General features: G+C 64.8%; 30 protein-coding genes. 19 read left to right on the top strand and 11 right to left on the bottom strand.

Features of this window, described 5'->3' with window-relative positions; all coding sequences use genetic code 11:
- The first annotated feature begins 104 nt into the window (after positions 1-104).
- The 4 genes from AB7G19_RS36425 to AB7G19_RS36440 all read left to right on the top strand — a co-directional run bounded on the left by AB7G19_RS36425 (position 105) and on the right by AB7G19_RS36440 (position 2,660).
- Complete coding sequence (locus tag AB7G19_RS36425) at positions 105-1,022, top strand: LysR substrate-binding domain-containing protein (protein WP_063985542.1); 918 nt, start codon at positions 105-107, stop codon at positions 1,020-1,022.
- A gap of 124 nt (positions 1,023-1,146) precedes the next feature.
- Positions 1,147-1,374 (top strand): hypothetical protein, encoded by a 228-nt coding sequence (locus AB7G19_RS36430; RefSeq protein ID WP_071909573.1) that lies wholly within the window; start codon positions 1,147-1,149, stop codon positions 1,372-1,374.
- Positions 1,375-1,428: 54 nt separating this feature from the next.
- Entirely contained in the window at positions 1,429-1,659 is a 231-nt protein-coding gene (locus tag AB7G19_RS36435; protein WP_063985544.1) for a hypothetical protein, read from the top strand.
- A 104-nt stretch (positions 1,660-1,763) separates the two neighbouring features.
- A complete protein-coding gene (locus AB7G19_RS36440; RefSeq protein WP_085399298.1) occupies positions 1,764-2,660 on the top strand; it encodes an HAD family hydrolase in 897 nt (298 codons plus the stop codon).
- A 15-nt stretch (positions 2,661-2,675) separates the two neighbouring features.
- Here the strand turns inward: AB7G19_RS36440 and AB7G19_RS36445 are convergent, their stop codons facing one another.
- Positions 2,676-4,232 carry a hypothetical protein gene (locus tag AB7G19_RS36445; RefSeq protein ID WP_135216024.1) on the bottom strand — a complete coding sequence of 519 codons (1,557 nt, stop codon included), beginning with the start codon at positions 4,230-4,232 and terminating at the stop codon, positions 2,676-2,678.
- Positions 4,233-4,477: 245 nt separating this feature from the next.
- Here AB7G19_RS36445 and uvrB point away from each other — a divergent pair, with 245 nt between their 5' ends.
- Positions 4,478-7,450, top strand: a complete 2,973-nt coding sequence (gene uvrB / locus AB7G19_RS36450; RefSeq protein WP_135216023.1) for an excinuclease ABC subunit UvrB — start codon at positions 4,478-4,480, stop codon at positions 7,448-7,450.
- Positions 7,451-7,547: 97 nt separating this feature from the next.
- Here uvrB and AB7G19_RS36455 read toward each other — a convergent pair whose 3' ends face one another.
- Positions 7,548-7,784 carry a hypothetical protein gene (locus tag AB7G19_RS36455; RefSeq protein ID WP_028151579.1) on the bottom strand — a complete coding sequence of 79 codons (237 nt, stop codon included), beginning with the start codon at positions 7,782-7,784 and terminating at the stop codon, positions 7,548-7,550.
- A gap of 292 nt (positions 7,785-8,076) precedes the next feature.
- On the opposite strand from AB7G19_RS36455, the gene AB7G19_RS36460 reads away from it, so the two are divergent.
- The 5 genes from AB7G19_RS36460 (at position 8,077) to AB7G19_RS36480 (ending at position 11,707) form a co-directional block, all read left to right on the top strand.
- The gene (locus tag AB7G19_RS36460; protein ID WP_085399295.1) at positions 8,077-8,529 is read left to right on the top strand and encodes a nuclear transport factor 2 family protein; all 453 of its coding nucleotides are present in this window, start codon (positions 8,077-8,079) and stop codon (positions 8,527-8,529) included.
- A gap of 237 nt (positions 8,530-8,766) precedes the next feature.
- On the top strand, positions 8,767-9,207 hold the full coding sequence (locus AB7G19_RS36465) for a nuclear transport factor 2 family protein (protein ID WP_441268764.1): 441 nt from the start codon (positions 8,767-8,769) through the stop codon (positions 9,205-9,207).
- A 381-nt stretch (positions 9,208-9,588) separates the two neighbouring features.
- Positions 9,589-10,512 carry a hypothetical protein gene (locus tag AB7G19_RS36470; RefSeq protein WP_085399294.1) on the top strand — a complete coding sequence of 308 codons (924 nt, stop codon included), beginning with the start codon at positions 9,589-9,591 and terminating at the stop codon, positions 10,510-10,512.
- Between the two features lie 215 nt (positions 10,513-10,727).
- Positions 10,728-11,150 (top strand): hypothetical protein, encoded by a 423-nt coding sequence (locus tag AB7G19_RS36475; protein ID WP_071909569.1) that lies wholly within the window; start codon positions 10,728-10,730, stop codon positions 11,148-11,150.
- A gap of 419 nt (positions 11,151-11,569) precedes the next feature.
- Positions 11,570-11,707, top strand: a complete 138-nt coding sequence (locus AB7G19_RS36480) for a hypothetical protein (RefSeq protein WP_014492018.1) — start codon at positions 11,570-11,572, stop codon at positions 11,705-11,707.
- Positions 11,708-11,749: 42 nt separating this feature from the next.
- On the opposite strand, the gene AB7G19_RS36485 is transcribed toward AB7G19_RS36480, so the two are convergent.
- The 3 genes from AB7G19_RS36485 to AB7G19_RS36495 form a co-directional block, all read right to left on the bottom strand.
- On the bottom strand, positions 11,750-11,896 hold the full coding sequence (locus AB7G19_RS36485; RefSeq protein ID WP_166103493.1) for a hypothetical protein: 147 nt from the start codon (positions 11,894-11,896) through the stop codon (positions 11,750-11,752).
- A gap of 199 nt (positions 11,897-12,095) precedes the next feature.
- A complete protein-coding gene (locus AB7G19_RS36490) occupies positions 12,096-12,575 on the bottom strand; it encodes a MaoC family dehydratase (protein WP_085399293.1) in 480 nt (159 codons plus the stop codon).
- Complete coding sequence (locus tag AB7G19_RS36495; RefSeq protein WP_085399292.1) at positions 12,575-13,027, bottom strand: MaoC family dehydratase; 453 nt, start codon at positions 13,025-13,027, stop codon at positions 12,575-12,577. Before AB7G19_RS36495 ends, AB7G19_RS36490 begins: the two co-directional genes overlap by 1 nt.
- 156 nt (positions 13,028-13,183) lie before the next feature.
- Here AB7G19_RS36495 and AB7G19_RS36500 point away from each other — a divergent pair, with 156 nt between their 5' ends.
- Positions 13,184-13,480 (top strand): DUF4282 domain-containing protein, encoded by a 297-nt coding sequence (locus AB7G19_RS36500; protein ID WP_063985551.1) that lies wholly within the window; start codon positions 13,184-13,186, stop codon positions 13,478-13,480.
- A gap of 160 nt (positions 13,481-13,640) precedes the next feature.
- On the opposite strand, the gene ychF is transcribed toward AB7G19_RS36500, so the two are convergent.
- The 4 genes from ychF to AB7G19_RS36520 all read right to left on the bottom strand — a co-directional run bounded on the left by ychF (position 13,641) and on the right by AB7G19_RS36520 (position 16,635).
- Positions 13,641-14,738: a redox-regulated ATPase YchF gene (ychF, locus tag AB7G19_RS36505; RefSeq protein WP_135216022.1), complete on the bottom strand. Its 1,098-nt coding sequence runs from the start codon at positions 14,736-14,738 to the stop codon at positions 13,641-13,643.
- Positions 14,739-14,792: 54 nt separating this feature from the next.
- Positions 14,793-15,398, bottom strand: coding sequence for an aminoacyl-tRNA hydrolase (gene pth, locus AB7G19_RS36510; RefSeq protein WP_085399290.1), 606 nt, complete (start codon positions 15,396-15,398; stop codon positions 14,793-14,795).
- 61 nt (positions 15,399-15,459) lie between these two features.
- Entirely contained in the window at positions 15,460-16,176 is a 717-nt protein-coding gene (locus AB7G19_RS36515) for a 50S ribosomal protein L25/general stress protein Ctc (protein WP_071909565.1), read from the bottom strand.
- A gap of 198 nt (positions 16,177-16,374) precedes the next feature.
- Positions 16,375-16,635, bottom strand: coding sequence for an accessory factor UbiK family protein (locus AB7G19_RS36520; protein ID WP_071909564.1), 261 nt, complete (start codon positions 16,633-16,635; stop codon positions 16,375-16,377).
- Positions 16,636-16,802: 167 nt separating this feature from the next.
- Between AB7G19_RS36520 and AB7G19_RS36525 the strand changes: the two genes are divergently transcribed.
- The 4 genes from AB7G19_RS36525 to pgeF are packed head-to-tail and all read left to right on the top strand — an operon-like array spanning position 16,803 to position 20,298.
- The gene (locus AB7G19_RS36525; protein ID WP_085398497.1) at positions 16,803-17,534 is read left to right on the top strand and encodes a dienelactone hydrolase family protein; all 732 of its coding nucleotides are present in this window, start codon (positions 16,803-16,805) and stop codon (positions 17,532-17,534) included.
- A 14-nt stretch (positions 17,535-17,548) separates the two neighbouring features.
- Positions 17,549-18,394, top strand: coding sequence for a prolipoprotein diacylglyceryl transferase (gene lgt, locus AB7G19_RS36530; protein ID WP_085398495.1), 846 nt, complete (start codon positions 17,549-17,551; stop codon positions 18,392-18,394).
- A 21-nt stretch (positions 18,395-18,415) separates the two neighbouring features.
- Complete coding sequence (locus AB7G19_RS36535; protein WP_085398494.1) at positions 18,416-19,534, top strand: class I SAM-dependent methyltransferase; 1,119 nt, start codon at positions 18,416-18,418, stop codon at positions 19,532-19,534.
- A complete protein-coding gene (pgeF, locus tag AB7G19_RS36540) occupies positions 19,531-20,298 on the top strand; it encodes a peptidoglycan editing factor PgeF (protein ID WP_085398493.1) in 768 nt (255 codons plus the stop codon). Before AB7G19_RS36535 ends, pgeF begins: the two co-directional genes overlap by 4 nt.
- 38 nt (positions 20,299-20,336) lie before the next feature.
- On the opposite strand, the gene AB7G19_RS36545 is transcribed toward pgeF, so the two are convergent.
- Positions 20,337-20,909, bottom strand: a complete 573-nt coding sequence (locus AB7G19_RS36545; protein ID WP_135216021.1) for a hypothetical protein — start codon at positions 20,907-20,909, stop codon at positions 20,337-20,339.
- Positions 20,910-20,996: 87 nt separating this feature from the next.
- Between AB7G19_RS36545 and AB7G19_RS36550 the strand changes: the two genes are divergently transcribed.
- From AB7G19_RS36550 to AB7G19_RS36565, 4 genes are all read left to right on the top strand, one after another.
- A complete protein-coding gene (locus tag AB7G19_RS36550) occupies positions 20,997-21,611 on the top strand; it encodes a hypothetical protein (protein ID WP_085398491.1) in 615 nt (204 codons plus the stop codon).
- 193 nt (positions 21,612-21,804) lie between these two features.
- Positions 21,805-22,758, top strand: coding sequence for a ribose-phosphate pyrophosphokinase (locus AB7G19_RS36555; protein ID WP_028151562.1), 954 nt, complete (start codon positions 21,805-21,807; stop codon positions 22,756-22,758).
- A 254-nt stretch (positions 22,759-23,012) separates the two neighbouring features.
- Entirely contained in the window at positions 23,013-24,041 is a 1,029-nt protein-coding gene (locus AB7G19_RS36560) for a putative zinc-binding metallopeptidase (RefSeq protein WP_063985560.1), read from the top strand.
- On the top strand, positions 24,038-25,072 hold the full coding sequence (locus tag AB7G19_RS36565) for a D-alanine--D-alanine ligase family protein (protein ID WP_063985561.1): 1,035 nt from the start codon (positions 24,038-24,040) through the stop codon (positions 25,070-25,072). Before AB7G19_RS36560 ends, AB7G19_RS36565 begins: the two co-directional genes overlap by 4 nt.
- Positions 25,073-25,217: 145 nt before the next feature.
- Here AB7G19_RS36565 and AB7G19_RS36570 read toward each other — a convergent pair whose 3' ends face one another.
- Complete coding sequence (locus AB7G19_RS36570) at positions 25,218-25,676, bottom strand: SRPBCC family protein (RefSeq protein ID WP_085398490.1); 459 nt, start codon at positions 25,674-25,676, stop codon at positions 25,218-25,220.
- Between the last annotated feature and the right edge of the window lie 3 nt (positions 25,677-25,679).

The raw sequence follows: 25,679 nt of genomic DNA on the forward strand, positions 1-25,679 counted from the left end.
CCGAAACACAACTTGGAATTACTCTCATTCTTGTGCCTCGCTTGCCCCGGCTGCGCAAACTGAGTTATCTTGGCCTTGCATCAGCTTTCCTGAGGGTGGGTCATTTGCGGCGGCTGCTGTTTCTCAACGGCATCAAGGCATTCGAGGCGGCGGCGCGGACCGGCAGTTTTGCGGCGGCCGGGCTCGAGCTCAGCGTGTCGGCGGCGGCCGTCAGCCGCATGGTGCATCTGCTGGAGGAACGTCTTGGCGTCGCGCTGTTCGAGCGCAAGGCCAACAAGCTCGTGCTGACGCAGGCAGGCCGCGCCTATCAAGGCGGGCTGACGCCGATCTTCGACGCGCTGGCAAGCCTCACCGCGCAGGTGACGGCGCCCTCCAGCGTCCGCGTGCTCACCATCGGCGTCGGCCACACCTTTGCGATGCGCTGGCTGATCCCGCGCCTGTCGGAGTTTCGCAGCGAGGAGCCCGACATCGAGGTGCGCTTCACCACCGGTGGTGCCGAGGTCCCATTCGGCGAGGACTGGAGCTGCGGCATCAAGCTCGGCACCGGCGACTGGCCCGGCCTGGTCGCCGAGCCGCTATTCGCCGGCGACCTCACGCCGGTCTGCGTGCCTCGCCTCGCCACCGGCCTGAAGCGGCCCGCCGACCTCAAAGGGCCAGGCCTGATCCGCGTCACGCATTCGCCGGAGGATTGGCCGATCTGGCTCAAGGCGGCGAACCTCACCCGCATCAACGCGCGCGGACCGGAATTCCAGTTCTACGGCCAGGCGCTCCAGGCCGCCGCCGACGGCCTCGGCATCGCCATGGGCATCCGGCCCTATATCGACGACGATCTCGCCGCCGGCCGGCTGGTCGCGCCGTTCGATCTCTCGGTTCCCAAGGGCATGCGCTGGTACCTGCTGTATCGCAGTTTTCAGACCGAGCAGCGCGACTTCGCCGCGTTCCGGCGCTGGATCATGCGGGCGGCCTCGGAGCCCGCCGCACGCCCCGCCAGGCGGATCGGCCGCGCCGCGCCGCGGAACTGACGCCCGTTCCACGAGGCCCTGGGCAAAAAAGCCGGCCGCTTGTGAATGGCTTCACATACTGAACCCGCCAAACGTGGTCCCCTGACCCTTCAACAAGACACTTACGGAACATTTGGGGACTACAATGACGACCATCTACGACGGCTTTGACATCGAATCCTTCGAGGCCGGCAAAGGCCTCTGGCATGCCCGCATCCGCCGCGCCGATCTCAGCCCCCTCGCCATCGACGGCGTGCTGTTTCCGGCCATGGAAGTCGGTTTCGCCTGGCCGGATCAGAACGCGGCGATCGCCGATGCCAAGCACCACATCGACCGCTTCCGCCGGCGGGCCGACGACCACGACGACGAATAAGCGCGGGACTCCAAGCGAACCAAGGGACAGCGCAGCATAAAGGGGGAACCGGTCATGTCAGTCATCGAATTCGAAGACACGCCGCGGCCGAGAATCTATGCCCGCAATGTGCTGTCGAAATGTCCCGAATGCGATGGCGATCTCGCGGTGCTTCGCGTGATCGGCGGCCGCGCCGGGTGCGAGTACTGGACCATGCGCTGCACCGATTGCGGCGGGATCCATCTCGACATCCTCGAGCCGCACCGGGCGAGCAACGACGACGAGGCCCCGCCGCCGGCGGCGTAAGGCGCGACCGGCGATCCGGTCGCACGCTCGCAATCGCAATTCCATCCGGCCCCTGCAACTGCTATGCTGGCGCAGCAACCGCGCGCGCAGGCGAGGCATGACGGATGATCAAGGCTCTGCTGCTCGATCTCGGCGATACACTGATCGACTCCGCCAGTGAAAAACCGTTTCCCGGCGTCGAGGACGCGCTCGGCGTGATCGAGACCTTCGAGACGGCGGACCACGCGCCGCTGGTCGTGTGCCTGGTCTCGGACTACACGATGCCTGAACCGCGGACATCACGGGCGATCGCTGCGACCTTTGCCGAATACCTTGAGTTGCTCGACAGGACCGGCCTGCGGCGCTTCTTCGAACCGGTCGAGGAACGCGTGACGCTGTCGACCCATGCCGGCGCGAGAAAGCCCGATGCCTTGGTGTTCGAGACAGCCTTTAAGCGCGCCGGTGTCGATGGCGGCTTGAATCAGGCGCTGTTCATCACGGAAAATGCCGAGCATATAGCGGCCTGCCGCAAACTTGGGATGAAGACCCTGCGATATGGCACCGATTTCACATCCTGGTCGCAGGCCCCCTTGCTGATCTCGCAGGACATTGGCGCCGCCGGTTTCAAGAACAGCGAAGCGGTGTTCAGACCCGCTTTGGCCGACCGTGGCCTGAAGCTTCAATCCATCGAGGACCTCAGCCCGAACAAGCTCCGCGGCACTGCACGCAATCTGGTGCAGCTGCATTCGCCCGACCTCGGCAGCTTCAACGACGTGCATGTTGAGTTGCCGGTGGAGGTCGCGGCGAGCCTCGATTCGGCCGGTCGCATCACCACGGTGCACTCGACGCCCCGTCCTGACGACGTGGCCGAGGCCATTCTGAATGTGCAGTCGCTCGCGGCCAACAAGCAGATCGCCGACGGTCCGCCCGATCCCGCATCGCCCGTGCTGCCGACCTATCGGGTGGAAACGGATTCTGAGGGGCGGCGCATTCTGCGCCGCCGCCGCTTGACGGCCTTTTGACCGCAGACCGCCGCCTCAAATGCAGCAGCCGCACAGGAAGCGGATGCGGGTCAGCACCTTTTTGCCGCCGACCGTGCGGATGACGTGGGTGCGAATATTGTTCGACGACGCATCGTCGGCCGCGGCGGCGGCCACCAGCCCTTTCTTCTTCGCCGTCTTTGCGGCCGCCTTCGGCTTGCCGTCGAGCTCGATGCGACCGTTCCTGAGCAGCGTCTCGACGAAGGCGCCGACCTCGTCCTCCGTGCGATTGTGCTCTGGCAACGCGCCGAGCACCGCCGCACGGGCGCCGGAGCGGCCGATCAGAACCGGCTCCGCCGCGAAGGCGACCACGCCGCGAAGTCTGGTGTCGATATCGCCGAGCGGGACTTCGCGCCGATGCACCGCTTCCGCCACGCCCTCCCCGAGCATGGCGAGCGGGCGGATCGCGAATCTGGCGCCCTTCGCGCCGATCCGCTCGCGCAGATCCGAGAGCGTGCTCGGCGCGATCGTGGCGCTCGCCTTCAGGATCTTGGGTGGCGGCCCCGCCAACGCCGCCGTCGGCGCGGTCATGGCGGCGCTGCCGAGCATGATGTCGTGATCGGAGAACGCCTTGCCGATGATCTCGCGATTGGCGCCGTTGTTGATCTGGCCGTCGGCCTTGACCATGGCCCGGCCCACGGACTGAAAATATCGCGCCGTCTCCGGCGTCTGCCGCACCGCTTCGACCAACAGCCTGCCGCAGGTCTGCGCGGCGGTCAGCAGCGCCGCCTCGCTGCCGGCGCCGCTCGCCGCGAACACGCCGCGGAGCGTGTCATAGAATGCGCCGGTGAAGACGCGGCTGAAATTGTGGCTCTCGCGCGTGAGCAATTCGGGCGGATCTTCGAACTTGCCGGCCGGCAAGGTGCTGGGCAGCTGCCATTTGAACGTATTCAGCGCCCGCCGCGGCTTCGAGGGGTTGACGTTGCCGAACTGCTTGAGAATGGCGGCCGACAGATATTCGGAACTCGCCTCGACGAAATTCGGCTGGGACAGGTCGGGCGTGATCTGAAGCAGCTTGATCCGCGTCGCCTGGTCCGACAGCGCGGTCAGCAGGGCAACCACGTCGCCGAACGCTTCGTGAAACGCTCCGACCTCAGGTAGCGGGCTGTTGAACAGCTCCGGCCGCTGGGAATCGAGCAGGGCGTGGCCGACCTCATGGCTGACCGTGTCGGTGCTGGCCGCGGAGAAGGTGGTTGTGGTGCCGTCGTTGAAGTCGAAGAACCGAACACCTTGCGTGTCGTAATAGGCATTCAACCGCCGGGGGCCGACCGTTTCACCGTCATTGTAGGTCAGGCTGATGTCGATGCGAGGCCCTTGCGACCATCTGGCGAGGTTGCCGGCATAGGTCTCCCAGGCCTCCACAGCGGCGAGCGCCGCTTCCCGGCTCTGCCAGAACAGAAAGTCCCGCTGATTGACACCGAACGGGGCCTCGGCCGCGTGAGCCTCATAGTTGAAATTTGCACGCCCGGCCGGACGGTCGGGCCGCGCGTCCTGCTGCCGTTGCGGCATGTCGGTCACGGCATTGGGGTCGTTCGGGATGAAATTGATTGTCATGGAATCTACCCGCTGTTGAGGCGACTGGCCGCGCCTGCGGCCGAAAGCGCCGCCGAGATGCATGAAAATGGTCAGATCATCGCGCAATAAACACTACCTAAAGTAGCGCCATCGCCGTCCGACGCAACGACAAATTTGTCGCGTCGGGGCGATCATGGCTCCTGCTGCCAACCTGCTGTCAGCAGCCTGAGCACGGAAGGGCATTCGCCCTTTTCTGAAGCGCTGACTCGTCCCATATTCGGGGCATGGCGAAGAAACCTGCTCCCCCGAAATCCCCCAAATCCAAAGCCCCGAACTCGAAGGCACATCGGCCCGACGTGCAGCCGATCGGGCCGGCGCTGGCCGAACTTCTGAATCCCGCGATCAATCGCGGCGATGCCGGGCTGGGATCGGGCACCGGGCTGCAGCCGCCGCCGGACAATTCGCGCGACCGCCGCGCCGGGGGCGAGGCCGCCGCGCACCGGGCGCGCGCCTCGACACCGAGAGATTTTCCGCAGGATAATGCCAAGAATCTGACTAAGCCGATGCCGCTGCGGCCCAATCCGCAGCCGCCGGGGGCGCGTGCGTCGGAGAGCGGCGGCTTCGACGAGGCGCCGCAGGCCAATTACGGCACCGCGGCCACGATCCCGACGCTCGATCCGGAACTGGCGCGGCAGCTCGGGATGCCGACAGAGGAGGACGATGCGGAAGCGCTGGCGCGTCCGCCGCGCAACAAAATGGAGGCGCTCGGGGTCAAGGCGACCGCGGATGCGCTGGAATCGCTGATCCGCGAGGGCCGTCCGGAGTTCCGCAGGGACGACGGCTCCACCAAGGTGTGGACGCCGCACCGGCCGCCGCGCCCGGAAAAGTCCGAAGGCGGCGTGCGCTTCGAGCTTAAGTCCCACTATGAGCCGCGGGGCGATCAGCCGACCGCGATCAAGGAGCTGGTCGAGGGCATCGAGCGCAACGACCGTTCGCAGGTGCTGCTCGGCGTCACCGGCTCGGGCAAGACCTACACCATGGCGCAAGTGATCGAGAAGACGCAGCGTCCCGCCATTATCCTGGCGCCGAACAAGACGCTCGCCGCCCAGCTCTATGGCGAGTTCAAGAGCTTCTTCCCTGATAACGCGGTCGAGTATTTCGTCAGCTATTACGACTACTATCAGCCCGAGGCTTATGTCCCGCGCACGGACACCTACATAGAAAAGGACTCGTCGATCAACGAGCAGATCGACCGCATGCGCCACTCGGCGACGCGCGCCCTGCTCGAGCGCGACGACGTCATCATCGTCGCCTCGGTGTCCTGCATCTACGGTATCGGCTCGGTCGAGACCTACACCGCGATGACGTTCGCGCTGAAGAAGGGCGAGCGCATCGACCAGCGCCAGCTGATCGCCGACCTCGTCGCGCTCCAGTACAAGCGCACCCAGGCCGATTTCACCCGCGGCACGTTCCGTGTGCGCGGCGACGTCATCGACATCTTCCCCGCGCACTATGAAGACCGCGCCTGGCGCGTGAATCTGTTCGGCGACACCATCGAGACCATCGAGGAATTCGATCCGCTCACCGGCCACAAGCAGGACGAGCTCGAATTCATCAAGATGTATGCGAACTCGCACTATGTGACGCCGCGCCCGACGCTGGTGCAGGCGATCAAGTCGATCAAATCGGAGCTGAAGCAGCGGCTCGACCAGCTACACGACCAGGGCCGTCTGCTGGAAGCGCAGCGGCTGGAGCAGCGCACCACCTTCGATCTCGAGATGATGGAGGCGACCGGAAGCTGCGCCGGCATCGAGAACTATTCGCGCTATCTCACCGGGCGCCTGCCCGGCGAGCCGCCGCCGACGCTGTTCGAATACGTCCCCGACAACGCGCTGGTGTTCGCCGACGAAAGCCACGTCACCGTGCCGCAGATCGGCGGCATGTTCCGCGGCGACTTCCGCCGCAAGGCGACGCTCGCCGAATACGGCTTCCGCCTGCCCTCCTGCATGGACAACCGCCCGCTCCGCTTCGAGGAGTGGGACATGATGCGGCCGCAGACGGTCGCGGTGTCGGCGACGCCGAGCGGCTGGGAGCTGAACGAAAGCGGCGGCGTGTTCGTCGAACAGGTCATTCGCCCGACCGGACTTATTGATCCTCCCGTTAATATCCGCCCCGCCCGCACCCAGGTCGACGATCTCGTCGGCGAGGTCCGCGCCACCGCCCAGGCAGGCTATCGCTCGCTGATCACGGTGCTGACAAAGCGCATGGCGGAGGATCTCACCGAATATCTGCATGAGCAGGGTATTCGCGTTCGCTACATGCACTCCGATATCGACACCATCGAGCGTATCGAGATCATCAGGGATCTTCGCTTGGGCGCCTTCGACGCGCTGGTCGGCATCAACCTGCTCCGCGAGGGTCTCGACATTCCCGAATGCGCACTGGTCGCGATTCTGGACGCCGACAAGGAAGGCTTTTTGCGCAGTGAAACGTCCTTGATTCAGACCATCGGCCGCGCCGCGCGCAACGTCGACGGCAAGGTGATCCTCTATGCCGACCAGATGACGGGCTCGATGGAGCGCGCCATCGCCGAGACCAACCGGCGCCGCGAAAAGCAGGTCGAGTACAACACCGCCAATGGCATCACGCCGGAGAGCGTGAAGAAGCAGATCGGCGACATCCTCAACTCCGTCTACGAGCGCGACCACGTGTTGGTCGAGGTCGGCGGCCACGACATGACCGACGACGTCATCTCGATCGGCCACAATTTTGAAGCCGTGCTCGCCGATCTCGAAACCCGCATGCGCGAGGCCGCCGCCGATTTGAACTTCGAGGAAGCCGCCCGCCTCCGCGACGAAGTCAAACGCCTGCGCGCCACCGAGCTCGCAGTGGTCGACGACCCCACCGTCAAGCAGCGCACCGTGCAGGGCAAGGCCGGCGCCTATGCCGGCACCAAGAAGTACGGCGACGCCGCCAACCTCCCCGTCAGCGCGATGAAGAAAAAGACCGTGAGCTCCGCACTGAAAGCCAGCGGCGGCGGCAGCGGCTCGAAGGTGCACAAGCCGCATCTCGACGAGATGCACGGGCCGGAGTCGTTGCCCTATCGCGAGAACCCGAGCCTGCCGGCAAAGCCGTTCGGCAGCACGAGCCGGATCATCCAGCCGACGGACTCGAGGCAGTCCGGGCCGGAGTTCGGACCTGCGCCGAAGTCGACGGGTGGACAGCCGGGACGGCGGGGTGGGTGGAAGAAGAGGTAGGCGGCGGAGTATCGTCCGCGCTTGTCGTGGTTATGGATTCCGGGCTCGCGCTTCGCGCGCCCCGGAATGACGAGGGAGCATGTGGTGCCGTTCGCGCCTACAACTTCCCCTGCCCGTTTACCTGACCCTGCTGTTGCTGCTGCTTTTCCTGCTCCTTGGCGTGATGCCTGCCGTAGAGGCAGCCGGCGGCGGCGCCCAGGACGCCGTGATGGCCGGCATAGTGGCCGGCGACGCCGCCGACGACGGCGCCCTTGATGCAGCCCTTGGCGTTGGCGGCGGAGGTCGCGCCCAGCATCAGAAGTGCTGCGGCGACGGTGAGAAGCGGGGATTTCATGATCGATGTCTCCGGATCGGTTTCGGTGTCTCAACGAGCACCGACGGGCGCGGGTTCCCGTGTGCCGTGCGTGGCGGACGCGCCCACCGGCATGCACGCGGCGTCATGCGGGACGCGAAAGCCCGCTCGAATTCTTGCAGGCGGCCATCAACACAAGCTTTAATTGCATTTCATGAACCGGGCTTTGCATCGGCGCGTCATATGATCCGGACACCATTGTTTTTGCGGATTGCTGGACCCGCAGAGCGCGCATTGGCGTTTGCAATCGACACCCCACGAGGGCGGGAGCGGCATGACGGTTGGATCGCTGAACAGGCAACGCGTGCTGCATCTGCTGGACAGCTTTGCGCGCGGCGATATCGAGGCCGCGCTGTCGTGCTGCACCGACGACGTCGACTTTCTTACCCACGCGCCGATCGACGTACTGCCGCACATGGTGCCGCGCCACGGCAAGCAGCAGCTGCGCGATCTGTGGCAGACCGTCTGGTCGCGCTATTCCGAAATCCGCTACAGGGCGCCGCACATCCTCGCCGAGGGCGACGAGGTCGCGACCTACATGCACACCTACTTCAAGAAGCGCAGCAACGATCGCGTCGTGCAGTTCGACATGGCGGTGTTCTACAGCTTCCGGGGCGGACTGGTGGCGCAGATCCGCGAGATCATCGATTCCTACGATCTGGTGCAGCAGGTGCTGGAGCGGGAGATCGGGCCGCTGATCGTGGGCGCGCGGGCGGACGGGGGATGATCCTTCGCGCTCGCCCCGTTCTGACGGGCAGAGGTGGAGCAGAGACCGGGAGATTACGGGGTTCTGTTGTAAATCTCACAAACCCGCATCAATTGTGCATTGCGAAAACGTGAATTGCGTTTTGGCCGAAATCGCCTATTTTATTTGTATACGAATGAATTGAGCGGCCCCCGCACCTTTTCTGTGCATGGGGTTGCTTTCCGTTTTTTCTGCAAGCCAGCTTCAGGACGCCCCCAAATGACAGAGCACAGCCTCTGGCGTTTCTCGCGCGCGTTGCATCGCGCGGTGAACGACCGGGATTTCAGGGACATCGAGGCCCTGATCGACGAGGACGTCGAGTGGGCGATCTACGGCCCGATCGACATGTTTCCGTTCCTCGGCGCGCGCCAGGGCCGGGACGCCGTGCTCGACGTCATCCGCCAGCTCGCCGACAATTTCCACGTCCGCCGCTTCGACCGCGAGAGCATCATGCTCGGCGTGGATTCCGCCGCCTCGATGCTGCGCTATTCGCTGACCGCGCTGGATTCCGACAAGCCGATCAGCTTGCGGGTGGCGCAGTTCGCCCAGTTCAGGGCGGGCAAGCTGATCAGCATGCGCGTGCTGGTCGACACCTTCGATCTGGTTGAACAGGTACTCGGCCGCGCCATTCATCTGCCGAAGATGACCCGCGTCGGCTGAGGGGGACGCCAACGGGCCCCGCTTGCCGGGACCGATGATTGATGCTCGCCCGACCCGCGTCCTGGCCTCCAGCCCCGCCGGATGCCGTCGTGGCGAAGCTCGTCATCGGGCGCGCCTTTCGCGCGGCCCGTTGGTTCGCCATTCCAGTGGTTTGAGCATGATCTCCGCGCAAACGCGTTCCGCGTTTGTCGCGAGGGAAAACCGCTGCACACTTTGCGCTGGCGCGGCCCTTCGGGTCCGGATCATGCTCTGGCCGAGGCGAGCCGCCACAATTTCGCAACGATAGATCACCATGTGTTGAGCGGACGGAATGGCGCATGGTCATCACCGAAGGCCGCATTATAGTGGCGGCAGGCATGCGCTGGGCTCGCGGGCAGGACGATGGAATTCTCGACAGGTTTTGGCTGGACCAGGCTGCCGGTGCTGGCGGCCGCATTCATTTTGGGCTCGGTTCTGACGGTCTCGGCGCAGATCATCCCGCCCTTCTCGGCGGCTGCGCCTGACGACGAGGCCGAGACCGAAGCCACGGAGACCGCCGCAGCTCCCGACGTCAACGACCCCGACATTTTAAAGGGCATCGACGTCGACAAGCTCGACTGGAGTCAACTCGCGGTCGACGCCGGTACCGGCAACGACGTCATGGCCGCCAAGAAGCGCGCCCAGGCCGCGGCCAAGGACGGCCTGAACTGGTCGTCGAACGCGAACGCCAACGGCTCCTCCGCGGTGACGGTGAAGCAGTCGGTCTCCTCGTTCTGGGACGCCCGCATCGGCGCCGACATGACGGTGACGAGCGAGCCGCGGACGATGTCCGAGCTGCTGGCGCAGAAAGCCACCAATGGCGGCAGCCTGCCGCAATCCTCCGGCAGCGCCTGGGCGGCCGCGACCGCGCCGGGCGCCGGCTCGATCTGGGACAAGACCGCGGTGGAAGCCCGCGTCGATCCCGGCGCCGAGCAGAGCAAGATCGGGGCGTCGCTGATCAAGTCGGTGCCGCTGTCGAGCGACACGTCGCTGACGCTCCAGAACGGCTACAGCGTCAACCAGCAGGGCACCACCGCGGTGCCCGGCATCGGCGGCCACATCACGCGCAATTACGAGACCGAGCAGAGCGCCAAGGTCACCCTCACCGACACCGGCACCAGCATCACCGCCGGCCAGTCGCTGTCGACCACCGACGACAAATGGCTGCGCAAGGTCGGCGCCGAGCAAAAGCTGTTCGACAACGTCACCGTCTCCGGCTCGGTCGGCGAGACCTCGCAGGGCGCGATCAACAAGAGCCTGACGGCGGGCTTCAAGAAGAGCTGGTAGCAGTCCTGCGCCCCCCTCTGCCATCATCCCGGGATAGGTTCGTTTTCCCAGCAGTTCAGACTCTCGTAACCATACGCCACGGCAAAGCCCCCGAATCGTCCGCCCTTGCCGTATCTCGGCCAAGTTGCGGTCAAAATCCGACGCCCTAGTCGGATGACCGAACTCGTCGTGCGGGGGACACTCGCGCTGCGCTCAACGCGAACAGGGGAATAACGATGAACGCCATGCGTCCGGAAAAGACCGAACCCACCGAGACCGAGACGGTCGACACCAACCTCGCCGCAGTGACGGAAGTCGAAGCCGGCATCCGCGACTTCGTCCGCAACGACATCGCCTATCTGCGCCGGCCGGCATCGGGAACCACCGACACGCCGCCGCTCGATCCGAGCGCGGAAGCCACCGTCACCAACGTCAACTCGCTGATCCAGCGCGTCGCCGGCACCTCGCTCGCCGAGATCGAGAACCTGATCTCCGAGCTCGAGAGCCTGCGCGACCTGCTCCATGCCGAGGGCCAGCGCGTCCAGCGCGAGATCTCCGGCTACGCCCAGCTCAGCCAGGCCGCGATGAAGTCGACCCGCATGATCGCCGACAACGTCGCGCAGTGGAAGCGCGCCGCCGACGGCCTGCGCAACAGCTGATCACTCACGTCAAGCATCACCGGCCGCCGCGTTCCGCAAAGGACGCGGCGGTTTTGATTCGCGGGGAGTTGGGTGCGCACAAGCTCCCCACGATAGGTGTCATCGCCCGACTTGCCGCCTTCGCTAAGGCTTCGGCGGCCGAGTGAGTTCTTGGCCCGGCGAAGCCCTTGGCGGAGACGGGATCGGGCGATCCAGTATTCCAGAGACAATGAGGCAAGAGCCGGGACGCCGCGGCGTACTGGATGCCCCGGTCAAGCCGGGGCATGACAGCGGAGGGTGTGGCTGCGAAAGATTGAGGCAGTGGACATGCGTTCACGCAGTCAATGCAGCCGACCCGGTTCGCTTTGAACCCTCCGCGCCCCAGCGCCGACCAATGCCAAGCGCCCGCAGCCTTGCGGCCGGGCCTGGGGACATTTCAGATGGAAAGCATTCGGCCCGACAACACGGACCCTATCCCGCTGCGGCCCGCGCCGAACCAGTTCGGCACGATCATGCTGCGCTTCGTCGGATTGCTGGCGGTGGCGATCGCGGTGCTGGCGTTCGTCTATAGCCGCTGACGGCGGAGGCCGGACGTCCGGCCCCGAAGAGTTAACGAGCCCTTAACGGCTCGCGTCGACCGTCGAGGCTTCCAAGGTGTAGCCGCCATCGGCATAGCCCTTCACCACCATGCCGGCGACCAGCATCACTGCCAGCGTCGCGGTCGCAAAGATAAATCCCACCAGCTTGAGTGCGCCGCGGTCTGCCATGGTCCTCGTCCCCTGTTCTCTGCCCAATTCGTTTCAATTAGACAGCGACAGGTTCATAATTGGTTAGCAACTCGATGGTTCCGCCAACTGCTTCGCGGGTCATCATGTTGAGCAGGCTTATGGCAGCCGCCCGGAATCGCGTCCATAGCGCGCGGGCAACACTCGCGCATACATTTGGACCGTTCATCCTGGAACAGGTCTAACCGCCCTTCCGCATCGGCACGAAGGCGCTGGCGGTGATGGAATAGACCTCCTCGCCGCGCTGGTTGGTGCCGGTGGTGCGGGCCGTCAGAATGCCCCAGCCGGGGCGCGAGGCGGAGCTGCGCTTGTCGATGACTTCGTTGACGTAGGCGACGGTGTCGCCGGCGAGCACCGGCCTGATCCAGCGCAGGTCGCGAAAGCCCGGCGACGGCCCCCACACCGCGACCTCCTCGCCGCGCGAAGCGGCCTCACGCGCCAGACGCTGGCCATCCGCGACAAGCAGGCTCATGCAGGCCGAGCCGACATGCCAGCCCGAGGCCGCAAGGCCGCCGAACAGCGAGTTCTTGCCTTCCTCCTCGTCGAGATGGAAGCGCTGTGGATCGAACTTTGCGGCGAAAATCTTGATGGACTCCGCGGTGAACGTATAGGCGCCGATCTCGCGGCGGTGGCCGATCTCGATCTCCTCGAAGAAGGGCATCAGACTGCTCTCTCGCGCCGCTTGATCAGGATCGGCGAGGTCATCTCGCACAGCGCCTCGTCCTTGGCGTTGCGCACCGTGCATTTGAACTTGACGATGCCGAGCTCCGGCCGGCTCTTCGAGGCGCGCGCCTCCAGCACGTCGACGTCGAGCATGAGATCGTCGCCGGGCCGCAAGGGTGACAGCCAGCGCACCTCGTCGACGCCGGGCGAGCCGAGCGAAGCGGCGCGTGTGATGAAGCCATCGGCCATCATCCGCATCATCAGCGAGCAGAGGTGCCAGCCCGAGCCGGACAGGCCGCGCAGCATGCTGTTGGCCGCGGCCTCCTCATCGAGGTGCATCGGCTGCGGATCGAACTCGGCGGCGAAAGCCAAGATCTCGTCGCGGGTGACATGGCGCGGGCCGAATGTTCCGAACCGGCCGGGCGGGAAATCTTCGAAGGTCAGGGTCATCTCGGGAATGCTTTGAGGGAATGACAGATTGTGGCCGCACTTTGCGGCAATCTCAACCCGCCGGCCCGCATGGCTCGTGCTACATATGGGGTGTCGGCGTTGGTCTTGAGTCGGATCAACCGGCAGGCCGAGGCCCGATTTGCCCTGGGGAGAGCAATGTTTTCATTCAGCGACCTGTTTCAATGGGACCGATTCATAACCCCTACGATCATCAAGACCTTCTACTGGCTGGTGATCGCACTGATCTGCCTGTTCGGCCTTTCCGGAATCTTCTCCGGTCTCGCGACGATGGCGATCAGCCCGTTCGGCGGCTTCCTGGTGCTGCTGTCATCGATCGCGAGCATCGTTGTCGGCATCGTGTTCTCGCGCATCGCCGCGGAGCTGATCCTGATCGTCTTCCGCATCAACGAGCATCTCGGCGCGATCCGCGACCAGGGCGGCGGGGCGCGGTGAGGCGGCTGCAGGTGCCGTAGGGTGGGCAAAGGCGCAAAGCGCCGTGCCCACCATCCTTTCGCGATTTGAGAGAGACGTGGTGGGCACGCTTCCGCCTTCGCTCTTCGAGCTACGGCGGACAAGTCGCTTTGCCCACCCTACAGCACCGCTCTTTCGCGTCTTACGTATTGAACCTGAAATGCATCACGTCGCCGTCGGCGACGACGTATTCCTTGCCTTCGAGACGCAGCTTGCCGGCATCGCGGGCGCCGGCTTCGCCGTTCAGCGCGACATAGTCCTCATACGCCATCGTCTCGGCGCGGATAAAACCCTTCTCGAAGTCGGTGTGGATCACGCCGGCCGCGCCCGGGGCCTTGGTGCCGCGATAGATGGTCCAGGCGCGCGCTTCCTTCGGGCCCACCGTGAAATAGGTGATGAGGTCGAGCAGGGTGTAGCCGGCGCGGATCAGGCGATCGAGGCCGGCCTCTTCGAGACCCAGCGTCTCCAGGAAGTCGGCGCGTTCCTCGCGTGAAATGGTGGCGATCTCGGATTCGATCTTGGCGGAGATGACGACGGCAACGGCGCCTTCCTTGGCCGCCTGCTCCTCCACCGCCTTGGAGAACGAATTACCCGTGGCGGCCGAGCCTTCCTCGACGTTGCAGACGTAGAGCACCGGCTTCGACGACAGCAGGCCGAGCATCCCGAAGGCGCGCTCCTCCTCCGCCTTGCGCTCGACGAGGCGGGCGGGCTTGCCCTCGCGCAGCAGCACCAGCGTGCGGTTGACGAGGTCGAGCTGCTCCTTGGCGTCCTTGTCGTTGCCCTTGGCTTTCTTCGTGAGGTTGTCGACGCGCTTCTCGAGGCTGTCGAGGTCGGCGAGCATCAGCTCGGTCTCGATGGTCTCGATGTCGGCGAGCGGGGCGATCTTGCCCTCGACATGCGTGATGTCGGAATCCTCGAAGCAGCGCACGACATGCGCGATGGCGTCGACCTCGCGGATGTTGGCGAGGAACTGGTTGCCGAGGCCTTCACCCTTGGAGGCGCCGCGCACGAGGCCGGCGATGTCGACGAAGGTCAGCCGGGTCGGGATGATCTGCGCCGATTTGGCGATGGCCGAGAGCTTGTCGAGCCGCGGATCGGGCACGGCGACTTCGCCGACATTCGGCTCGATGGTGCAGAACGGATAGTTCGCGGCCTGCGCCGCGGCCGTCTCGGTCAGCGCATTGAACAAGGTCGACTTGCCGACATTCGGCAACCCGACGATCCCGCATTTAAATCCCATGGTCGTCCTCTATCCGTATTCGTCATGGCCGGGCCTGACGGAGAAAACGGTGCCCTATTCCTTGCCGTTCTCGTCCTTGGTCAAAAAGCCCTTCGCCTGCATGGCGAGATGCACCCTGTTGGCGAAGGTCGCGTCCGTGCCTTTGGCAACCAGTGCCGCGTGCTCGGCCACCGCCTCGCACAGCGTCGCCACCCAGTCGTTGTCGGCCTTGGCGAAGTCCGACAGCACGTGGCCGTGCACCAGTTCCTTGACGCCGGGATGACCGATGCCGAGCCGGACCCGGCGATACTCGTTGCCGATGTGCGCGGAGATCGAGCGCAGGCCGTTATGGCCGGCGATGCCGCCGCCGATCTTCACCCGCACCTTGCCCGGCGGCAGTTCGAGCTCGTCATGGAACACGGTGACGTCGCCGGGCGCGATCTTGAAGAAGCTTGCCGCCTCCTGAACGCTGCGGCCGGAGTCATTCATGTAGGTTGTCGGCTTGAGCAGGATGATGCGCTCAGTACCGAGCGCACCTTCCGAGGTCTCGCCCTGAAACCTGCGGCGCCATGGTGCAAAGCCATGCCGCCGCGCGATCTCGTCGACGGCCATGAAGCCGATATTGTGCCGGTTACGTGCGTATTTCGCGCCGGGATTGCCGAGCCCAACAAAGAGTCGCATGACGCGGCGCGCCCCTCGCTCGGCGCGCGATCAAGGACCGCGCGCCCAGCTCTTTGAGAGATTACTTCTTCTTGTCGCCGCCGGCGGGAGCCTTGGCAGCCGCAGCCGGAGCAGCAGCACCCGCAGCCGGAGCCGCAGCGCCAGCCGCCGGAGCAGCCGCAGCAGCGCCCGGAGCTGCAGCCGCAGCCGCGGCCTTCTGCTCTTCGGCGTAGCCGGACGGCGGCACGATGGTGACGAGGGTCGCGTCCTCGCGGGTCAGCGCCTTCACGCCGGCCGGCAGCTTGATGTCCGACAGATGCAGCGAGTGACCGATTTCGAGTGAGCCGACATCAGCCTCGATGAATTGCGGGATGCTCTCGACGCCGCATTCGAGCTCGATCGAATGCGCGACGATGTTGACGGCGCCGCCGCGCTTCACGCCGGGCGAACCTTCCGCTTTCACCACATGCAAGGGAACGCTGATGCGGATGGTGGCACCTTCGCCGAGACGCATGAAGTCGACATGGATCGGGAAATCCTTGACCGGATCAAGGTGATAGTCACGCGGGATCACGCGGTGCTTCTTGCCCTCGAGGTCGATGTCGACCAGCGTGGTGAGGAACCGGCCGGCGAGGATGCGCTGGCGCAGTTCACGATCGTCAACCGAGATCGGGAGCGGGGGTTGCTTGTTGCCATAGATCACTCCGGGCACTTTCCCGGCGCGACGCTCAGCCCGGGCGGCCCCCTTGCCGCTCTTCGGACGTGCGGTCGCCTTCAATTCCTTGACGGTCGTCGCCATAGTCTAAGTCCTTGTTTTTGCAAAAGTTAATGGGCCGCAGCGCGGCCCATGGTGCAGTTCGCAGCAAGCCTCCAGGGGTGCGGGGGCCGCGAACTTGGCGGGCTTTTACCCGGAAGATGCGGAAATGACAAGGAGAATGGCCCGCCCGGCGGGGTCCCCACCCTCCCCTGGAGGGGAGGGTAAGCGAGAACGGCGGCCTTATGTCGGCGTTCCGCCGAACTTGGCCTCCAGCGCCACGATGCGCGCCTTCAGGGCCTCGTTCTCCTCGCGGGCGAGGCGGGCCATGTCCTTGACCGCCTCGAACTCCTCGCGCTTGACGAGGTCCATGTCGCGCAGGAATTTCTCGGCCTGGGTGCGCATCACGGTGTCGAACTCGCGCTTGACGCCCTGGGCGGCACCGGCGGCGTCGTTCATCAGGCGGCCGATCTCGTCGAAAAACCGGTTGTTGGTCTGGGTCATGTCGGTCTCCTGGCGGCCTCAGATAAACTTTGCGCGAACGCGCGAAAAGACAATGGCAATCCGGGCGAAACGGTTCAAGGGCCGATCGGCGGTATCCTTGTCATGCCCCGGTTTCCTTGCAATCGTATTCAACGTCCCTGCATAACAAGAATCAGAAGGCGCACGAGATGATCGATCAGCAGATCGCGATTCCCACCAAGGACGGCCACACCGCAACCTTCATCACCCATCCCGAACGCGGCGGGCCGTTTCCGATCATCCTGTTCTACATGGATGCGCCGGCGATCCGCGAGGAGCTGCGCGACATGGCGCGCCGGCTCGCCACCTCGGGCTATTACGTGATGCTGCCGAACCTCTACTACCGCTCCGGCGTGATGGAGCTCGGCGCGCTGCCGGCCGATCCGAATGCACCCGAGCGCAAGCGCATGTTCCAGCTCATGGCCTCGCTCAACATTCCCATGATCATGGAGGACACCAGGGCCCTGCTCACCTATGCCGAGGGCCAGGCGGCTGCCAATACGAAAATCGTCGGCACCGTCGGCTATTGCATGAGCGGCCGTTACGCCGTCAACGCGGCCACGCACTTTGCCGACCGCGTCAAGGCCGCCGCCTCGATCTACGGAACGCATCTGGCGACCGACGAAGACAACAGCCCGCATCTCGCCTCAGGCAAGACCAAGGCCGAGCTCTATTTCGCCTGCGCCGAGACCGACATCTACGCGCCCGCCGAGGTCATCGAGAAGGTCAAGCAGGGCATGAGCGGTGCCAAGGCCGAGGTCGAGATCTATCCCGGCACGCATCACGGCTTCGCCTTCCCCAAGCGTCCGGTCTACGACCGCGACGCTGCCGAGCGGCATTGGGAGCGTCTGCTGGCGCTCTATCGCCGCAATCTCGTTTAAGTCTAGAAGGCCTGATGCCCTTTCTGCTCATCGACTTTCCCGCCTTCAAGCCGATCGCCATCGAGATCGGTCCGTTCGCGATCCGCTGGTATGCGCTGGCCTATATCAGCGGCATCGTGTTCGGCTGGCTCTATGCGCGCTCGCTGCTGAAGAAAGAGCGCCTGTGGAGCGGCCCCGCGCCGATGTCGCTGGTGCAGATCGACGACTTCATCCTGTGGGTCACGCTCGGCATCATCCTCGGCGGCCGCACCGGCTACGTGCTGTTCTACAATCTGCCCTTCTTCATCGATCACCCCGCCGCGATCTTCAAATTGTGGGAGGGCGGCATGTCCTTCCATGGCGGCTTCCTCGGCTGCGTCGTCGCGGTGATGTGGTTTGCCTATCGCAACCGCATCTCGATCCTGTCGCTGGGCGACATCACCACGGCAGTCGCCCCGGTCGGGCTGCTGCTCGGGCGCATCGCCAATTTCATCAATGGCGAATTGTGGGGCCGCGCCGCCGACCCCAGCCTGCCCTGGGCGATGATCTTCCCCAACGATCCGACGCAGCTGCCGCGCCATCCGAGCCAGCTCTATGAGGCCGGCATGGAGGGCATCCTGCTGTTCACCGTGCTCGCGATCATGATCCGTTTCGGCGCCCTGAAGCGGCCCGGCATGATCCTCGGCGCCTTCATCCTGATCTATGGCCTGACCCGCATCGCCGGCGAGCATTTCCGCGAGCCGGACGTCCAGCTCGGCTTCCTCTGGGGCGGATTAACCATGGGCATGCTGTTGTCGATCCCGATGCTTATTGTAGGCCTCATACTTATTGTATTGGCTATCAGGCGCGGCGCGCCGAAGCCCGCCGGGGCTATCAGTTAATTCCTTTCGAGAAGACAGACCGTGACCGAACAGCCGCTACTCAACGAGATCAGGGCGCTGATCAAATCCTCAGGGCCCATGCCGGTCTGGCGGTACATGGAACTGTGCCTGATGCATCCGCGCTATGGCTATTACGTCTCGCGCGATCCGCTCGGGCGCGAAGGCGACTTCACCACCGCGCCCGAGGTCAGCCAGATGTTCGGCGAGCTCCTGGGGCTGTGGACCGCCTCGGTGTGGAAGCAGATGGGCTCGCCGCAATTCCTGCGGCTGATCGAGCTCGGCCCCGGCCGCGGCACCATGATGGCGGATGCGCTGCGCGCACTGCGCGTGCTGCCGCCGCTCTACCAGGCGCTTCACGTCCACATGGTCGAGGTCAATCCGGTGCTGCGCGAGCGGCAGAGTGCGACGCTGGCGGGCGTGCGCAACATCGCCTGGCACGACAGCATCGACGACGTGCCCGAAGGGCCGAGCATCATCCTCGCCAACGAATATTTCGACGTGCTGCCGATCCGCCAGATGGTGAAGCGCGAGAACGGCTGGCACGAGCGCGTGATCGAGATCGATCCCAACGGCAAGCTTCAATTCGGCGCGGCCGCCGACCCGACGCCGCGCTTCGACGTGCTGCTGCCGCCTCTGGTGCGCGCCGCTCCCGTTGGCGCCGTGTTCGAATGGCGCCCCGACGGCGAGATCATGAAGCTCGCCACGCGCGTGCGCGACCAGGACGGCGCGGCGCTGATCATCGATTACGGCCATCTGCGCAGCGATGCCGGCGACACGTTCCAGGCGATCGCGCGCCACACCTTCACCGATCCCCTGAAGGCGCCGGGCCAGGCCGACGTCACAGCCCATGTCGACTTCCAGGCCCTGGCGCGCGCGGCCGAGGATGTCGGCGCCCGTGTGCACGGCCCGGTGACGCAGGGCGATTTCCTCAAGCGCGTCGGCATCGATACCCGCGCAGCTGCCCTGATGCAGAAGGCGACGCCTGAAGTCGCCACCGACATTTCGGTGGCGCTCAAGCGCCTGACCGATACCGGGCGCAGCGGCATGGGCTCGATGTTCAAGGTGCTCGGCATCTCCGAGCCGCGGCTGACCGGCATCGCCGGCCTCAGCGATCTCGAACGGGCCGGAGGCGCTTCATGACGCTTGCTTCGTCGCTGCTGTCGGCCGTGCCCGGCCTGCGCCATGCCTTCTTCACCCGCGAGGGCGGTGTCTCAGGCGGGATTTATTCGGCGCTCAATGGCGGGCTCGGCTCCAACGACGATCCGGCGCATGTCGCGGAGAACCGCCGCCGCATGGCCGAGCATGTCGGCGTCGCCCCGGAGCGCTTCATCAGCCTGCACCAGATCCATTCGCCCGATGTCCTCATTGCCGAAGCGCCGTGGCCGAGCGGACCGCGGCCGAAGGGCGATGCGCTGGTCACGAAAACACCCGGCATCGCGCTCGGCGTCTCCACCGCCGATTGCGGGCCGGTGCTGTTCGTCGATCCCAACGCGCGCGTGATCGGCGGCGCCCATGCCGGCTGGAAAGGCGCGCTGACCGGCGTGCTGGAACAGACGATCTCGGCGATGGAGAAGCTCGGCGCCACGCGCAGCGGCATCATCGCCGCGATCGGCCCCTTGATCCGACAGGACAGCTACGAGGTCGGCAACGAGTTCGTGGCCCGCTTCATCGAGGCGGACGCGGACAACGCCATGTTCTTCATCCCGTCGGTGCGCGCCGGACACGCGATGTTCGACCTCGCCGGCTTCATCCGGAAGCGGCTCGAAGCCGCCGGCATCCTGATGATCGACGATCTTGGCCTGGACACCTATGCCGACGAGCGCTTCTTCAGCTATCGCCGCTCGGTACATCGCAAGGAGCCGGATTACGGCCGCCACATCCACGCGATCGCGCTGGAGAATTAAGAACGAATTCGGCCTAGTTCTTGCCGCAACCCATTAGGTTAGTCGCTGCATCTTTCGAACAATGGCGTTTCATTCTTTCCGCGAAGCCATTTAGTCGGCAAATCAACGTACATTTGAGCTGGTGGAGGCGGCGGCGGCGGTCGGACCTCGAAACCTTCATCGACTTCGATCTTCTTCCAATCGTCGCGATGCGCGGAGAAAGTCCGATATTTGTCGCCGACCTTGAGCAGAACGATCTCCCAAACCTCGCCCGGCTGACGCCACCAGATCAGTGTCGTGCTGGGTGGAGGGTCCTGAACCGACACGATCTTGATCTTGTCGTCGGCAATACGCGTCGCCGAATAGATCGCGCTGATGAATGTCCTTACTTGCCCAGGTGTGAACGTCCCGATCACATTCCTTGTCGTCGGCGCTCCGGAGGACGACGCGATGTACGTCAATCGCGCGCCACAGCGGTTGTTCTCACAGGCCTGATACGGATCCCGTTTGCAATCAACCGACCAGGTACCGGTCAGTCCGAAAGCCCGGATTGCCTCGGCCGCACTTTCTGCCGCCGCGGCCCGCCCCACGATGAGGCAGGCAACGATTACCCCCAAAGTCGCTCCCCTCATCGACAATTCCTCGGCCGGATCGGCCCAATGATGTGTCCTTCCTGCCCTAGACCTTAATCGATTTTAACGATATCGCTGCCCCCCATAATGAGGGACGCGTCATTCATCCTGGGCCGCGCGGGTTCGCGTGTGCTGGCGGTCATGCTGCTGGCAGCGGCGGTCGCGCTTGGCGGCTGCGCCGGCGGCGGCGGTGCCGCCAACTCCTATGCGATGGCGCCGAGTACCGGCTCAGGGGCGACCGTGGCCTTCGAATCGATCGACGGGCCGCCCCCGCAGGTGTTCGACCGCATGGTCGGCGTGCTCGACAGCGAATCCAAGCTGCGCAGCCTGTCCGTCGTCTCCCGCGAGGGGACGGCTGCCTATCGCGTGCGCAGTTACCTCTCCGCCCAAATCGTGCGCGGCAAGACCGTGATCGCCTGGGTCTGGGACGTCTACGACGCCAACCAGCAGCGGGCATTGCGCCTCTCCGGCGAGGAATTGACCGCCGCCAAGGGCGGCCGCGATCCCTGGGGCGCCGCCGACGACCTCGTGCTGCGGAAGATCGCCCAGGCCGGATTCAGCGGACTTTCCAACATGATCAACGGAACGCCGGACGCGCCGAGCACTGTTCCCGGCTTGCGGGGACCGGCGGTGGCCAGCGTGATCCCGGAGGCTCCGGCGGCCGAGATGCCGGCCTCGGCGCTGGGCTATGCCGAGCGATAACCCCCGCGAAACCACGGCCCCAAGTTGCGGCCAAACCGTTGGCCCGACTCAGGATTTCGGAGGGAAAACGTAGCATGCCGGGTTGCCATTGCAGGCCCCGGCCTGATATTTCCTCGCCCGTCGTAACCGTGCTTCCAGTGGGTATTCTCTGATGTTGAACGTCGTATCCAGCAAAGCGCGGGAGGAAGCGTCCATGTCGGCCAAGAACGGCTCCATCAAGCTTGTCGCCGGCAACTCAAACCCGGCTCTCGCGCAGGCGATCGCGCAAGGCCTCGACCTGCCGCTAACCAAGGCCGTGGTACGGCGCTTCGCCGACATGGAGATCTTCGTCGAGATCCAGGAGAACGTCCGTGGCTCGGATGCTTTCGTCATCCAGTCGACCTCGTTCCCCGCCAACGACCATCTGATGGAACTGCTGATCATCACCGATGCGCTGCGCCGCTCCTCGGCACGCCGCATCACCGCGGTGCTGCCCTATTTCGGCTACGCCCGGCAGGACCGCAAATCGGGTTCGCGCACGCCGATCTCGGCCAAGCTCGTCGCCAACCTGATCACGCAGGCCGGCGTCGACCGCGTCATGACGCTCGACCTGCATGCCGGCCAGATCCAGGGCTTCTTCGACATCCCGACCGACAATCTCTACGCGGCACCGCTGATGGTGCGCGACATCAAGGACAAGTTCGATCTCTCCAAGACGATGGTGATCTCGCCTGACGTCGGCGGCGTGGCGCGCGCACGTGGCCTTGCCAAGCGCATCAACACCCCGCTCGCGATCGTCGACAAGCGCCGCGAGAGGGCGGGCGAATCCGAGGTCATGAACGTGATCGGCGACGTCGCCGGCTACACCTGCATCCTGATCGACGACATCGTGGACTCCGGCGGCACGCTGGTGAACGCGGCCGACGCGCTGATCGCCAAGGGCGCCAAGGACGTCTACGCCTATATCACCCACGGCGTGCTCTCCGGCGGCGCGGCCGCCCGCATCGCGGGCTCGAAGCTGAAGGAGCTCGTGATCACCGACTCGATCCTGCCGACGGAGGCGGTGACCAAGGCTCCGAACATCCGCACGCTTCCGATCGCCAGCCTGATCTCGGACGCCATCGCGCGCACCGCGGCGGAAGAGTCGGTGTCGAGCCTGTTCGACTAGTTTTTCCGATCCCGGAAGGTCTCGTAGGGTGGGCAAAGGCGCAAAGCGCCGTGCCCACCTTTTCTTTTTATATTGAAGGTGGTGGGCACGCTTCCGCCTTCACTCTCCGAGCTACGTCGGACAAGTCGCTTTGCCCACCCTACGGCGTTGAGCGCTGACGCGCCGCAGCCCGCTTCGCAGCCCCACGGGTTGTTGCCCGCCGCCGCCCATGACATCATCCGGATACCGAGTCATCCCTGCCCCCTGGATTCCTGATGCCGCGCCGGAAATTTGCCTGGGAGAAGCTGTCGGATGACGAGTTGCTCAAGCAGCGCCTCTCCAGCCTGAGGGTTACGGTCAAAGGCACCTGGCTCGAGGACTGCGTCAGCACGCTCCATGAGGAGCTCGAAGAGCGGGGCATCCGGCTGCGACCGCACACATGGATCTCGAGCGAATGGTTCAGTCCGGGCGATGTGCCGGGCATCGCCATCCCCTTCTATCTCGCCCATCCCCGTCTGATGAAGCTCGAGAAGAAGATGATGTTCGACGTCGAGGGCGGAACCTGGCGCGAGTGCATGGGTATCCTCCGTCACGAGGCCGGCCATGCCGTGCAGCACGGCTATCAGCTGCAGCGCCGCCGGCGCTGGCAGCAGCTGTTCGGCCCGTCGTCGAAACACTACCCGCGCTACTACCGGCCCAATCCTGCCAGCAGGCGCTACGTCCAGCACCTCCGGCTGTGGTACGCGCAAAGCCATCCGGATGAAGACTTCGCCGAGACCTTCGCGGTGTGGCTGCGCCCACGCTCGAACTGGCGGACGCGATATGCCGGATGGCCGGCGCTGAAGAAGCTCGAATATGTCGACGAGCTGATGCACGAGATTGCGGGAAAGCGGCCGCTGATCACGACGCGGGAGCGTGTCGATACGCTGGGCCGGCTCAGCCAGACGCTCGAAGACCACTACAAGAAGAAGCAGGCGTTCTACGCCTTCACAGCGCCGAAGACCTACGACCGCGACCTCTCCCGGCTGTTTTCAGCCGATCCACGGCATCACCGCTCAAAGCCGGCTTCGGCCCTGATCAGACGGCACCGCGCGCAGATCAGGCAGCTGGTCGCGCGGTGGACGGGCGAGAACCAGCTCACGCTCGATGCCGTGCTCGATGATATGATCTCCCGCTGCCGTGAGCTCGATCTGCGCGCCGTCGGCCCCGAACAGAAGCTCGTTCTCGATTTCACCGTCCTCGTGACCGCCAAGACGATGCACGCGCTGTTTGGCCCGTCTCGGCGCAAATGGATCGCGCTATGAGACGCTCACGCATTCTGGTGCTGATGCATCCGGACTTCATGCCTCCGGACTCCTCCGACGGATACACGCCGCAGGAAATCAACAACTGGAAGACGGAATACGACGTGGTGAGCACCTTGCGTGCGGCCGGCCACGAGGTTCGCGCCCTCGGTGCGCAGGACGAGATCAAGCCGATCCGCGAGGCGATCGAAGAATTCAAGCCCCACGTGGTCTTCACGCTGCTCGAGGAATTCCACAACAACGTCGCCTACGACCAGCACATCGCCAGCTATCTCGAGCTGATGAAGGTCCCTTATACCGGGTGCAATCCGCGCGGCCTGATCCTGGCGCGCGGCAAGGATTTGTCCAAGACGCTGGTGCATCACCGCCGGATCGCAGCGCCGGCCTTCGCCGTCTTCCCGATGCGCCGCAAGGTGAAGCGCCCGACGCGCCTTGCGCTGCCGCTGATCGTCAAGAGCCTGAACATGGACGGGTCCTTCGGCATCTCGCAGGCCTCGATCGTCGATACCGACGAGAAGCTCGTGGAGCGCGTCGCCTTCATCCACGAGCGGGTCGAATCCGCCGCCATCGCCGAGCAGTTCATCGAGGGGCGCGAGCTTTATGTCGGCGTGCTCGGCAACAACCGGCTGCGCGTCCTGCCGGTTTGGGAACTGAAATTCGGCAGCATGGGCGGGCGCAGATCACGGCACATCGCCACGGAGAAAGCCAAGCACGACACCGACTATCAGGAGAAGCTCGGCATCGTCGACGGGCCGGCCAAGGACCTCGCGCCCGAAGTCACCGCGCGCATCCAGCGCGCCGCGAAGCGCATCTACCGGGCGCTTGGCCTCGACGGCTACGCACGCATCGATTTTCGTCTCGCCGCCGACGGCACGCCGTATTTCATCGAAGCCAATCCCAACCCCGAGATCGCCAAGAGCCAGGAGTTCGCCACGGCGGCTCAACATGCCGGGCTCAAATATCCGGATCTCCTGCAGCGCATCCTGACGCTGGGGATCAGCCGGGCCAAGGCGGGGGTGTCGTTGGGGTGATGGCGGCTTGCGCGACTATCGTAGGGTGGGCAAAGGCGCAAAGCGCCGTGCCCACCTTCTTTTGTAGCGATGAAGACGGTAGGCTCGCTTCCGCCTTCGCTCTTCGAGCTACGGCGGACAAGTCGATTTGCCCACCCTACGGCAGCTAGCCTGCCTCGGCCTTCGCGCTCACCACGTCGGCAAATGACTTGAAGAACTCCCCCGCCAGCTTCGTCGCGGTCGAATTGATCAGCCGTGCTCCCAACTGCGCGAGCTTGCCACCGATCTGCGCATCGACTTCGTAATGCAACACCGTCACGTCGGCGCTCTCGGATTCCAACCGCACCACCGCGCCACCCTTGGCGAAGCCGGCGACGCCGCCGGAGCCCTCTCCTGAGATACGGTAACTGTTGGGCGGATCGAAATCGGACAGCGTCACCTTACCGCTGAACGTCGCCTTCACCGGGCCGACCTTGAAGACCACCGTCGCGGTCATCTCGTTCGGCGCGGTCACCTCGAGCGACTGGCAGCCCGGGATGCACTGCTTCAGCACAGCGGGATCGTTCAGCGCCGCCCACACCTGCTCGCGTGAGGCGGGAATTCGCTGGCTGTCGTTCATCTGCATGAT

Origin of the sequence: Bradyrhizobium sp. 215_C5_N1_1 (assembly GCF_052075935.1) — a bacterium.
GTDB lineage: Bacteria > Pseudomonadota > Alphaproteobacteria > Rhizobiales > Xanthobacteraceae > Bradyrhizobium > Bradyrhizobium barranii.

Coding starts and splice junctions, on each gene's coding strand:
- AB7G19_RS36440 (WP_085399298.1), top strand. CDS start 1,764: ATGATCAAGGCTCTGCTGCTCGATCTCGGCGATACACTGATCGACTCC.
- AB7G19_RS36435 (WP_063985544.1), top strand. CDS start 1,429: ATGTCAGTCATCGAATTCGAAGACACGCCGCGGCCGAGAATCTATGCC.
- AB7G19_RS36475 (WP_071909569.1), top strand. CDS start 10,728: ATGAACGCCATGCGTCCGGAAAAGACCGAACCCACCGAGACCGAGACG.
- AB7G19_RS36490 (WP_085399293.1), bottom strand. CDS start 12,575: ATGCCCTTCTTCGAGGAGATCGAGATCGGCCACCGCCGCGAGATCGGC.
- ychF (WP_135216022.1), bottom strand. CDS start 14,738: ATGGGATTTAAATGCGGGATCGTCGGGTTGCCGAATGTCGGCAAGTCG.
- AB7G19_RS36565 (WP_063985561.1), top strand. CDS start 24,038: ATGAGACGCTCACGCATTCTGGTGCTGATGCATCCGGACTTCATGCCT.
- lgt (WP_085398495.1), top strand. CDS start 17,549: ATGCCCTTTCTGCTCATCGACTTTCCCGCCTTCAAGCCGATCGCCATC.
- AB7G19_RS36445 (WP_135216024.1), bottom strand. CDS start 4,232: ATGACAATCAATTTCATCCCGAACGACCCCAATGCCGTGACCGACATG.
- AB7G19_RS36470 (WP_085399294.1), top strand. CDS start 9,589: ATGGAATTCTCGACAGGTTTTGGCTGGACCAGGCTGCCGGTGCTGGCG.
- AB7G19_RS36430 (WP_071909573.1), top strand. CDS start 1,147: ATGACGACCATCTACGACGGCTTTGACATCGAATCCTTCGAGGCCGGC.
- AB7G19_RS36570 (WP_085398490.1), bottom strand. CDS start 25,676: ATGCAGATGAACGACAGCCAGCGAATTCCCGCCTCACGCGAGCAGGTG.
- AB7G19_RS36460 (WP_085399295.1), top strand. CDS start 8,077: ATGACGGTTGGATCGCTGAACAGGCAACGCGTGCTGCATCTGCTGGAC.
- AB7G19_RS36495 (WP_085399292.1), bottom strand. CDS start 13,027: ATGACCCTGACCTTCGAAGATTTCCCGCCCGGCCGGTTCGGAACATTC.
- pth (WP_085399290.1), bottom strand. CDS start 15,398: ATGCGACTCTTTGTTGGGCTCGGCAATCCCGGCGCGAAATACGCACGT.
- AB7G19_RS36455 (WP_028151579.1), bottom strand. CDS start 7,784: ATGAAATCCCCGCTTCTCACCGTCGCCGCAGCACTTCTGATGCTGGGC.
- uvrB (WP_135216023.1), top strand. CDS start 4,478: ATGGCGAAGAAACCTGCTCCCCCGAAATCCCCCAAATCCAAAGCCCCG.
- AB7G19_RS36500 (WP_063985551.1), top strand. CDS start 13,184: ATGTTTTCATTCAGCGACCTGTTTCAATGGGACCGATTCATAACCCCT.
- AB7G19_RS36555 (WP_028151562.1), top strand. CDS start 21,805: ATGTCGGCCAAGAACGGCTCCATCAAGCTTGTCGCCGGCAACTCAAAC.
- AB7G19_RS36465 (WP_441268764.1), top strand. CDS start 8,767: ATGACAGAGCACAGCCTCTGGCGTTTCTCGCGCGCGTTGCATCGCGCG.
- AB7G19_RS36550 (WP_085398491.1), top strand. CDS start 20,997: ATGAGGGACGCGTCATTCATCCTGGGCCGCGCGGGTTCGCGTGTGCTG.
- AB7G19_RS36520 (WP_071909564.1), bottom strand. CDS start 16,635: ATGACCCAGACCAACAACCGGTTTTTCGACGAGATCGGCCGCCTGATG.
- pgeF (WP_085398493.1), top strand. CDS start 19,531: ATGACGCTTGCTTCGTCGCTGCTGTCGGCCGTGCCCGGCCTGCGCCAT.
- AB7G19_RS36485 (WP_166103493.1), bottom strand. CDS start 11,896: ATGGCAGACCGCGGCGCACTCAAGCTGGTGGGATTTATCTTTGCGACC.
- AB7G19_RS36560 (WP_063985560.1), top strand. CDS start 23,013: ATGCCGCGCCGGAAATTTGCCTGGGAGAAGCTGTCGGATGACGAGTTG.
- AB7G19_RS36545 (WP_135216021.1), bottom strand. CDS start 20,909: ATGAGGGGAGCGACTTTGGGGGTAATCGTTGCCTGCCTCATCGTGGGG.
- AB7G19_RS36480 (WP_014492018.1), top strand. CDS start 11,570: ATGGAAAGCATTCGGCCCGACAACACGGACCCTATCCCGCTGCGGCCC.
- AB7G19_RS36515 (WP_071909565.1), bottom strand. CDS start 16,176: ATGGCGACGACCGTCAAGGAATTGAAGGCGACCGCACGTCCGAAGAGC.
- AB7G19_RS36525 (WP_085398497.1), top strand. CDS start 16,803: ATGATCGATCAGCAGATCGCGATTCCCACCAAGGACGGCCACACCGCA.